The sequence below is a fragment of the Schleiferilactobacillus shenzhenensis LY-73 genome, from assembly GCF_000469325.1.
GTDB classification, from domain to species: Bacteria; Bacillota; Bacilli; order Lactobacillales; family Lactobacillaceae; genus Schleiferilactobacillus; species Schleiferilactobacillus shenzhenensis.
Window position 1 is genome coordinate 107,932 of sequence record NZ_KI271582.1, and the last position, 9,368, is coordinate 117,299.

Annotated in this window: 11 protein-coding genes; all 11 read left to right on the forward strand. The window is 57.0% G+C overall.

The genetic code is table 11. The features are described 5' to 3' along the window. The first annotated feature begins 429 nt into the window (after window positions 1–429). The 11 genes from L248_RS16005 (at window position 430) to sufB (ending at window position 9,178) form a co-directional block, all read left to right on the forward strand. Window positions 430–663 (forward strand): DUF1146 family protein, encoded by a 234-nt coding sequence (locus tag L248_RS16005; protein ID WP_022528053.1) that lies wholly within the window; start codon window positions 430–432, stop codon window positions 661–663. Between the two features lie 97 nt (window positions 664–760). Then, the gene (mreB, locus tag L248_RS00490) at window positions 761–1,750 is read left to right on the forward strand and encodes a rod shape-determining protein (protein ID WP_022528054.1); all 990 of its coding nucleotides are present in this window, start codon (window positions 761–763) and stop codon (window positions 1,748–1,750) included. 37 nt (window positions 1,751–1,787) lie between these two features. Then, window positions 1,788–1,967 (forward strand): DNA-directed RNA polymerase subunit beta, encoded by a 180-nt coding sequence (locus tag L248_RS00495; protein ID WP_022528055.1) that lies wholly within the window; start codon window positions 1,788–1,790, stop codon window positions 1,965–1,967. A gap of 23 nt (window positions 1,968–1,990) precedes the next feature. Continuing rightward, the gene (gene yidD, locus L248_RS00500) at window positions 1,991–2,308 is read left to right on the forward strand and encodes a membrane protein insertion efficiency factor YidD (protein WP_022528056.1); all 318 of its coding nucleotides are present in this window, start codon (window positions 1,991–1,993) and stop codon (window positions 2,306–2,308) included. Beyond that, on the forward strand, window positions 2,301–2,528 hold the full coding sequence (locus tag L248_RS00505; RefSeq protein ID WP_022528057.1) for a DUF2969 family protein: 228 nt from the start codon (window positions 2,301–2,303) through the stop codon (window positions 2,526–2,528). The genes yidD and L248_RS00505 overlap by 8 nt, the downstream gene beginning before the upstream one ends. A gap of 20 nt (window positions 2,529–2,548) precedes the next feature. Next, complete coding sequence (locus L248_RS00510; protein WP_022528058.1) at window positions 2,549–3,751, forward strand: FtsW/RodA/SpoVE family cell cycle protein; 1,203 nt, start codon at window positions 2,549–2,551, stop codon at window positions 3,749–3,751. A gap of 291 nt (window positions 3,752–4,042) precedes the next feature. Then, window positions 4,043–4,858, forward strand: coding sequence for a Fe-S cluster assembly ATPase SufC (sufC, locus tag L248_RS00515; protein ID WP_040534126.1), 816 nt, complete (start codon window positions 4,043–4,045; stop codon window positions 4,856–4,858). Next, window positions 4,858–6,078 carry a Fe-S cluster assembly protein SufD gene (gene sufD, locus L248_RS00520; RefSeq protein WP_022528060.1) on the forward strand — a complete coding sequence of 407 codons (1,221 nt, stop codon included), beginning with the start codon at window positions 4,858–4,860 and terminating at the stop codon, window positions 6,076–6,078. Before sufC ends, sufD begins: the two co-directional genes overlap by 1 nt. A gap of 7 nt (window positions 6,079–6,085) precedes the next feature. Then, entirely contained in the window at window positions 6,086–7,282 is a 1,197-nt protein-coding gene (locus L248_RS00525; RefSeq protein WP_022528061.1) for a cysteine desulfurase, read from the forward strand. Then, entirely contained in the window at window positions 7,275–7,739 is a 465-nt protein-coding gene (sufU, locus tag L248_RS00530; protein WP_040534129.1) for a Fe-S cluster assembly sulfur transfer protein SufU, read from the forward strand. The genes L248_RS00525 and sufU overlap by 8 nt, the downstream gene beginning before the upstream one ends. After that, window positions 7,736–9,178: a Fe-S cluster assembly protein SufB gene (sufB, locus tag L248_RS00535; RefSeq protein WP_022528063.1), complete on the forward strand. Its 1,443-nt coding sequence runs from the start codon at window positions 7,736–7,738 to the stop codon at window positions 9,176–9,178. Before sufU ends, sufB begins: the two co-directional genes overlap by 4 nt. Window positions 9,179–9,368: the final 190 nt, after the last annotated feature.

Below are 9,368 nucleotides of genomic sequence, written 5' to 3' on the forward strand. Positions count from 1 at the left end.
TTCCTACCCGATCGTAAGGTCTCAGTGCCGGGCCAAATTCACCGGAGGGGCAGCCTGAATTGAATATTTCCGCGCCACTGCCGTAATGTCCGGGGAAGAGGTTGCCAGGATTTCCTGGAGCGCAAGACATTTCCAGTCTCCAAGAATGTAGGGTGACGGAGGGCGGAGCAGATTTGGGCTCAGCCATGAAATTGTTGTTAGCGGGCGGTTTTTGCCCGCTTACAACAAGGCCGAGCTTTGAGACAAGCGCTCTTTGCTTGGCTCAAAGTCGTGCCCATGGCGTTCCAGCCCAAATCTGCGGAGCCCGTAGTCACCCGGGCCAACGCCCCGACACTAACCTACCCCCAAATATACGCACTCGGACACAAGCGGCAACGAATTCGTCTCACGAACACTTTTCGCAACTATGACATTAAGGAGTTTATACGCATGAGCGGTTTCAAAATTCAGGCGGGGCTGACGATTGCCTCGCACCTTTTCTTCATCTTCCTCACGTTCCGGTCGTTCATCGCCCTCCGTTTCGACCAGATTCTGCAAAAAGATCAGGTCGGCCCGGCGCGGGTGTTTTTGATTATGCTGGCCTGTGCCATTGGCTACGGCGTCAGCTCGTTTTTACTGAGCATGATCAACCAGTTTTCGATAATCTTTACGAATATCCGCTGAAACCCGGTCAGACAGGCCAGAGCGAGGGGCAGCGGCGTTATTATGAACGAGAAATATGGTATAATTTACCAAGCATTTCTCGAGAGGAGTCGGCATTTTGGCAAAGGATATCGGAATTGATTTAGGTACGGCGAACGTACTGATCAATGTAAAAGGAAAAGGCATCGTCTTGAACGAGCCCTCCGTGGTGGCGATTGACACCCAGAGCGGTAAAGTCTTAGCGGTCGGCACAGAAGCATATCAAATGGTGGGGCGGACCCCGGGCAACATTCGGGCAATTCGGCCGTTGAAGGACGGCGTCATCGCCGATTTCAACATTACTGAAGCAATGTTGGCGTACTTCATCGATAAACTGAACGTGAAGGGCTTTATGTCCAAGCCGGTGATCATGATCTGTGCGCCGACAAACACCACGGATATTGAGCGCAAGGCCATCATCGAAGCGGCCGAGAAGACCGGCGGCGGTAAGGTATACTTAGAGTTGGAGCCGAAGGTCGCGGCCGTGGGCGCGGGGATGGACATCTTCAAGCCCCAGGGCAACATGGTCGTGGATATCGGCGGCGGTACCAGCGACATTGCCGTGCTTTCCATGGGCGACGTCGTCACGTCCCGGTCACTGCGCCGGGCGGGCGACCGGCTGGATCAAGACATCGTCAACCACATTAAGAAGCAGCACAACCTGTTGATCGGCGAGCACACGGCGGAGACCTTGAAGAAAGAAATCGGCTACGCCTTCGAGCCGCCGGAAGACAAGAGTATTGAAGTCCGCGGGCGAGACTTGATGACTGGTTTGCCCCGGGAAGTCTCCGTTAATGCCAAGGAAATCACGGAAGCCATCAGCCCCACGTTGAGTGAAGTGATCGCCGCGACTAAGGAAGTCTTGAACCAGACGCCGCCGGAGCTGTCTGCGGACATCATTGACCGCGGTGTGATGCTGACTGGCGGCGGGGCGCTGTTGAAGAACATTGACCGGCTCTTTGCGGATGCGCTGGACCTGCCCGTTGTTATCGCGGATGACCCGCTGGATTCTGTGGCCCTGGGCACCGGCATTCTGCTGGACCACGTGGTTGGCAATAAGAAGCGTTAATTTACCGGCACCGTTGAATTGGAATAGGAAGTGAAGGATGTTGAAGACAGATAGTCACCATGCCCGCAAGGTGCTCCTGCACGTACTGATCGTACTGATCGGTGCGTTCATCGCGCTGCTCATCGGCGGCATGGCCGGCATGGCGCTGGGCGGTCAGAATCCTCTTAAGTTTTTTGACCCGGCTACCTGGCAGCACGTCTTTTCCTTTTGGCAATAGCAGGAAGAAAGGGGGCTGGGACCATGCGCCGGATTCTCTTGGCCATGATTCATTTTTACCAGCGCTACATCTCGCCGCTGACCCCGCCCAGTTGCCGTTATTATCCCACCTGCTCCAATTACATGCTGCAGGCGGTACAGAAGTTTGGTGCGGTACGCGGCTTTTTAATGGGCTTCGCCCGCATTTTGCGGTGCAACCCGTTTGTTAAGGGCGGCTTTGACCCCGTGGGGGACCATTTCTCCCTGCGGCGCAATCCTCATCCTGAACAGTACGAGGATGAATTGATCGCCCGGAAGTTCCATCCGGAAGCATTCCCGAAGAAAGCAGGTTCTCATGAGTAATAATAAGAAAAAGCAAAATATCCCCCTGGCGTTGGAAGAGATTCCGGATCTGCCGGATACTTGGCAGTTGAAGACGGAACACGACGTGCTCGGCACGGTGACCCAAGAAGGGGACCACTACTTGGCGCGGGCAGGGCAGACTATGGTTGGCGGCAAGTTCAAAACGGCGGATGATGCCGTCGAAGCGCTGATCGCCGAGTATAATCTGCACCGTCATTAAGAACGAAGGGACGCGTTTTGATGCAAACACTGCAGCGCAAGAATAAATCTGAGGGGGACCGCATCGACTATGGTGTGATCTTCTCCGTGATGATGCTCGCGCTCGTCGGGCTCGTTTCGATTTACGTGGCGGCGACCCACGACGCCAAGCCCGTCAGTGTACTGCGGATGGTCGGCACCCAGGTCATTTGGTATGTCCTGGGGGCCATTGCCATCGTGGTGATCATGCAGTTCGATGCCGAGCAGATGTGGAAGATTGCCCCGTTTGCCTACGCGGCGGGGCTGCTTCTGCTGCTCTTAGTGCTGCGTTTTTACAGCGTGGCATATTTTGACCAAACCGGGGCTAAGAGCTGGTTTGCCATCGGCCCCTTGACCTTTCAGCCGTCGGAGCTGATGAAACCGGCGTTTATCCTCATGCTCGCCATGGTGGTGTCGAAGCACAACCAGAAATACATGGTGCACCATGTCTGGAGCGACTTCTTGCTCATTGGCAAAATGATTGCCACGTTCATTCCTGTGGGTGGTTTATTGCTAGCCCAGAAGGACTTTGGCACGATGATCGTGTTCTTGGCCATCTTAGGCGGCGTGATGCTGGTGTCGGGGATTACGTGGAAGATACTTTTACCATTGATTGGCTTCGTGGCATTGCTGGGCGGCATGGCCATTTTTCTGGTGACCCAGCCCGCCGGCCGGGAGCTGCTCTTGAAGGTGGGTTTCCACCAGTATCAATTCAACCGGATCGACGCTTGGCTGGATCCTTCGGGCGACACCAGTTCCACCAGCTACCAGTTGTGGCAATCCATGAAGGCTATCGGCAGCGGCCAGATGTTCGGCCGCGGCTTCAACAACTCCCAAGTGTACGTCCCCGTGCGCGAATCCGATATGATTTTCAGTGTCATCGGTGAAAACTTCGGCTTCGTCGGCAGTTGTGCCGTTATTCTGCTGTATTTCCTGCTCATCTACCAAATGATTCAGGTCACCTTCGACACGAAGAATGAGTTCTATGCTTACGTTTCCACCGGCGTCATCATGATGATCGTTTTCCACGTGTTCGAAAACATCGGCATGAGCATCGGCCTGCTGCCCCTAACCGGGATTCCTTTGCCCTTCATCTCCCAGGGCGGCTCCGCCCTCCTGGGCAACATGATCGGCATCGGCTTCATCATGTCCATGCGCTTCCACTACACCAGTTACATGTTTGGCGGCGAAGAGGAAGACTTTTAACGGTTATCCGTAACACGTAAAGCCCTTGGCGGGGCTTTTTTGCGTCTTAGGGAGTTTCAGTGACGTATGTGGTTTTCCGTGGGTTGGTAGTTGTTCACGAGCAGTTTTGCGTGGTCTTGCTGTTGACAAGGGCGTTACCCGAGTCTCGCCAATTGTATTCCATGGCTCAGCCCAATTCCGTTGCCTTTCTCACAAGCTCGCCAACAAACCGCGGTATACTAGGCTTTCTCCGTGGACGCCCTTTCTTAAACGGGCTACAATTAACTAGACAACGAGAGGATGGATAACGGCATGGACACATTAGAAGTGAAGAATCTGCACGTGGCGGTGGACGACGAGGACGGGCACCAGGTGATCCTGAAAGGGGTCAACCTGACCATGCATACCGGCGAGATCCACGCTATCATGGGCCCCAACGGCACCGGCAAGTCGACCCTGTCGGAGACGATCATGGGCAATCCCAAGTACGAAGTGGCGGAAGGGGATATTCTGCTGAACGGCGAGAGCATTCTGGACTGGCCGGTGGACAAGCGCGCCCGCGCTGGTCTCTTCCTGGCCATGCAGTATCCTGCTGAGATTGCCGGCGTGACCAACGCCGAGTTCATGCGGGCGGCGATCAATGCCCGCCGTGACGATGACCACCAGATCAGCGTGCGGGAGTTCATCAAGAAGCTGGACGAGAAGATGGCCCTGCTGGACATGCCCGACGAGATGGCCGAGCGCTATTTGAACCAAGGCTTCTCCGGCGGGGAGAAGAAGCGCAACGAGATCTTGCAGCTGCTGATGATCGAACCGCCTTTCGCCATCCTCGACGAGATTGATTCGGGCTTGGACATCGATGCCATGAAGGTCGTCGCTAAGGGGGTCAACGCCATGCGCGGGCCCCAGTTTGGCACGCTGATCATTACCCACTACCAGCGGCTGCTGAACTACATCGTGCCAGACGTGGTCCATGTCATGATGGATGGGCGCATCGTCAAGTCCGGTGGTCCTGAACTCGCCAAGACATTGGAGAAAGAAGGCTATGTCGGTTTGCGGGACGACTTAGGTCTGGATGTGCCGCTGACGGACGATAGCGACATCACCCCGGGGAAGGGGGAGGCGTAATGGCGGCCTTTGGACCGAAACAATTAGATCCGGCAGCGATTGCGGCGGCGTATGGGCCCTTGGATGCTGATCCGTGGCTGACAACGCAACGGCAAGCAGCTGCTGCGGCCTATGCTGATGCCCCGTGGCCGGAATTTGCCAAAGTCACGTTCCATCCTTGGAAACTGTTCGGGGACGGTACCGCGGCGGGGGTCACGTATCCTGAGGGGGCTCCTGCGGCCCCGGCCGGCGTGACGATTCAGCCGCTGCTCACGGCCCCAGCGGCCGTTCTGGCACCATTCAAGCCTTACTTATTTCACCAGACCGCGCCAACCGACCGGCTGACGGCGTATCACTTGGCCCACCTCAATAGCGGCTTCCTGATCCGTGTTCCGGACCATTTTCATAGCGACCAGCCGCTGGTGTTGAACACGCAGTTACTCGCCGGGGTCAATGCCCACCGGCACCTGCTGCTGCTGGTAGGGCGGGATGCCCAGATTACTGTCGTCGATCATTTCACCGGAGAAGCAGGCGCCGACAGCGCCGATTCCATCGTGACAGAGATTGTGGTCGGCGAGGATAGCCGGGTGGACTTCGCGAATGTTGACGCGTTTGGTGCCAACATCACCGCGTTCGTCCGCCGCCAAGCCCAAGTCGCCGCCAATGGGATTCTCAACTGGACGGCCGGCGTACTGAATGACGGCAACATCATCGCTGATACCAGTACGAATCTGGTCGGGACCGGCAGTACGGCGGACGTGAAGGTAGTCGCGCTGGCCACCGGCAAGCAAGTCCAAGGTCTGAATACCCGGGTGACGAATATTGGCCGCCAGACGACTGCGAATATTCTGCAGCACGGGGTGATCTTAGAGAATGCCACGCTGGTCTTCAACGGCATCGGGCACATCGTGAAGGGCGCCCGGGGAGCCGATGCCCAGCAAGAAAACCGGGTCTTGATGCTCTCCCGGACCGCTCATGGCGACGCCAACCCAATTTTGCTGATCGATGAAAATGACGTCAAGGCCGGGCACGCGGCCTCGGTCGGCCGGGTGGACGCCAGTCAGATGTACTATCTGATGAGCCGCGGGCTGACGAAAGAACTGGCTCAGCGGCTGGTCATTCGCGGTTTTCTCGGCGCTGTCTTAACGGCGATTCCGTTACCGGCCATCCAGCAGCAGTTGATCGATACGATTGAAAGGAAGCTTATCCATGGCCAACGTATTGCCCATCAACAAAGCTGATTTTCCCATGTGGCAGACGGGGGCAGCCCCCGTTCCCGATGCGGTGTACTTGGATTCGGCAGCGACGTCGCAAAAGCCCCAGGCGGTGATCGATGCACTGGTCCACTACTACACGCGTCAAAACGCTAATGTGCACCGGGGCGTTTACACGCTCGCTGAACAAGCGACCGAGGCGTATGAGCAGGCCCGGCAAGCCGTGGCAGACTTCATTCATGCTGAAGCGCCTGAGAACATCATCTTTACCCGGGGGACGACAGAAAGCCTGAACTGGGTGGCAACGAGCTTCGGTGGGACGCACATCCAGGCCGGTGACGAGATCATCATCACGATTATGGAACACCACAGCAACCTGGTGCCCTGGCAGCAATTAGCGCTGCGTACTGGCGCCACGCTGCGTTATGTCGACATTGATGCGCAGGGCCTGCTGGACATGAAGTCTTTCCAAAACATGCTCAGTCCGAAGACCAAGATCGTGGCCGTGACCCAAGTGTCTAACGTGTTGGGAACCATCAACCCGATTCAGGAGATCAGCAGCCTGGCCCATGCCGTCGGCGCGGTGGTCGTCGTGGACGGGGCGCAGAGCGCCCCCCACATGCCGGTGGACGTGCAGGCTTTAGGCGCCGACTTCTTCGCCTTTTCTGGCCACAAGATGCTGGGCCCGACCGGCATCGGTGTCCTTTACGGCAAGATGCCCTTACTGGCAGAAATGCCGCCGGTGGAATTCGGCGGTGAGATGATCAGTAAGGTGGAGAAGTTCCATACTACCTGGGCGGACATTCCCTGGCGCTTCGAGGGCGGTACGCCCAACATTGCCGGCGCTGTCGGCTTGGCGGCGGCCATCCGCTACCTGCAAGGGATCGGCTTAGCCACGATCCGGGCCCACGAACAAGCCCTGACGGCGTATGCCCTGGACCAGCTGAACGCCATCCCCGGCCTGACGATTTACGGCCCGCCAGATGCCCAGCGGCGGGGCGGGGTGGTGGCCTTTACATTGCAAGGCGTTCATCCCCACGACTTAGCCACGGTGCTGGATACCCAGCAAGTGGCCGTTCGCGCCGGCCATCATTGTGCCCAGCCGCTGATGGCCCGCCTCGGTGTCGTGGCCACTGCTCGGGCCAGTTTCTATCTGTACAACGGGCAAGCCGATGTGGACCGGCTGGTGGCCGCAGTCAATGAAGCAAAGGAGTTCTTCCAAGTTGAATGAGGATCAATTGAAATTGCTGTACCGCCAGGTGATCCTGGATCACTCCCAGCATCCGCACCACCACGGGACCTTGGCCAACGGCAGTCATGAGAAAGAAATGGAGAACCCCACCTGTGGGGATGTCATTACCGTGCAGGTGCAGCTCAGCCCCGATGGCCAGACCATTGATGATATTGCCTTTAGCGGCAGCGGCTGCACGATTTCTCAAGCCAGCGCCAGTATGATGACGGACGTGGTCTTGGGCAAGTCGGTGCGTGATGCGCGCGACGCCGTATACCTGTTTTCTCAAATGATCACGGGTAAGGAAACGACGAAGAAAATGGACGATGTGCTGGGCGATGCCAGCCTGCTGGCGGGGGTCCGGGCCTTCCCGGCGCGCATCAAATGTGCGACGCTGGCGTGGAAGGCACTGGACCAAGCCCTGCCGGGATTTCCAGAGAAGGAGACTGCGCAATGACTGACGCCAAGACGAAAAATACCAAGAATAATGAAGATTTGCTGAGCACCGTTCCCACGCTGGACGATGACTACGATTACGGCTTTTCTGACGACGTCACCCCGGTATTCAGCACCGGTCGAGGCCTGACCGAGGACATCGTGCGCATCATCAGCAAGGAGAAGCACGAGCCCCAGTGGATGCTGGACTTCCGCTTAAAGGCGTACAAAATCTATCGGCGCATGCCGGACCCCGATTTCGGGCCGGATCTTTCTGCCCTGGACTTGGACGATATGCTGTACTATCAAAAAGCGACAGACAAGAAGTACCGCAACTGGGATGACGTCCCCGAGACCATCAAGGAAACCTTCCAGAAGCTGGGCGTTCCCGAAGCCGAGCGCCGTTATCTGGCCGGCTCCGCCGCGCAGTATGAGTCCGAGATGGTCTACCACAACATGAAGGACGAGTTTGAGAAATTAGGCATCATCTTCATGGACACCGACTCCGCGCTGCAGCAGTATCCGGAGATCTTTAAGAAATACTTCGCCACCTTGGTCAAGCCGACGGACAATAAGTTTGCGGCGCTGAATTCGGCCGTGTGGTCAGGGGGGACGTTTATTTACGTCCCCGCCGGGGTGAAGACCGACATTCCGATCCAGTCATACTTCCGGATCAATGCGGAAAATTCCGGCCAATTCGAACGCACACTGATCATTGTCGAACCCGGGGCCAGTGTCAACTATGTGGAAGGCTGCACGGCGCCGAATTATTCCTCCGACAGCCTGCATGCGGCGGTGGTGGAAGTGTTCGTCAATGATGATGCCTACTGCCGCTATACGACGATTCAGAACTGGTCAAAGAACGTGTACAGTTTGGAGACAAAAAGAGCCCAAGCGATGAAGAACGCCACGATGGAGTGGGTCGACGGCAACCTGGGGAGTAAAACGACCATGAAATACCCGTCCGTCTATCTCGACGGGGAAGGTGCCCGCGGGACCATGCTCAGCATCGCTGTCGCCGGCGCCGGCGTGGACCAGGACAACGGTGCCCGCATGATCCACCACGCCAAGAACACCTCCAGTTCCATCGTGTCCAAGTCCATCGCTAAGGACGGCGGTGCCGTGGACTACCGCGGCACGGTCCGTTTCGACCGCGACAGCGACGGCTCTTTCGCCCACGTAGAATGTGACACGATTATCATGGATGAGAAATCGCGGTCGAACACGATTCCGTACAACACGATTCTCAACGGCAACGTCTCCATGGAGCACGAGGCGAAGGTGTCCAAAATCTCCGAGGCGCAGCTGTATTACTTGATGAGCCGGGGGATTCCAGAGAATAAAGCGACCGAAATGATTATCATGGGCTTCGTCGAACCGTTCACCAAGGAGCTGCCGATGGAGTACGCGGTGGAGCTGAACCGGTTGATCAGTTACGAGATGGTTGGTTCGGTAGGATAAGAAACTTCCGGCGTGGTACCACGAGACCCGGTGATTTGGGCCGATACGGCGTTGTGCTTCGCACGTCCGCCTTGAGGAGCAGGAGGATGGTTCGCGAGACCCGGCGATTTGGGCCCTCCGCCAGGGGGGCGTAGAACGTGGTGGGCACGGCTTGAAGCCAAGGGCAAAAACCGCCCTTGTCTTCAAGTCC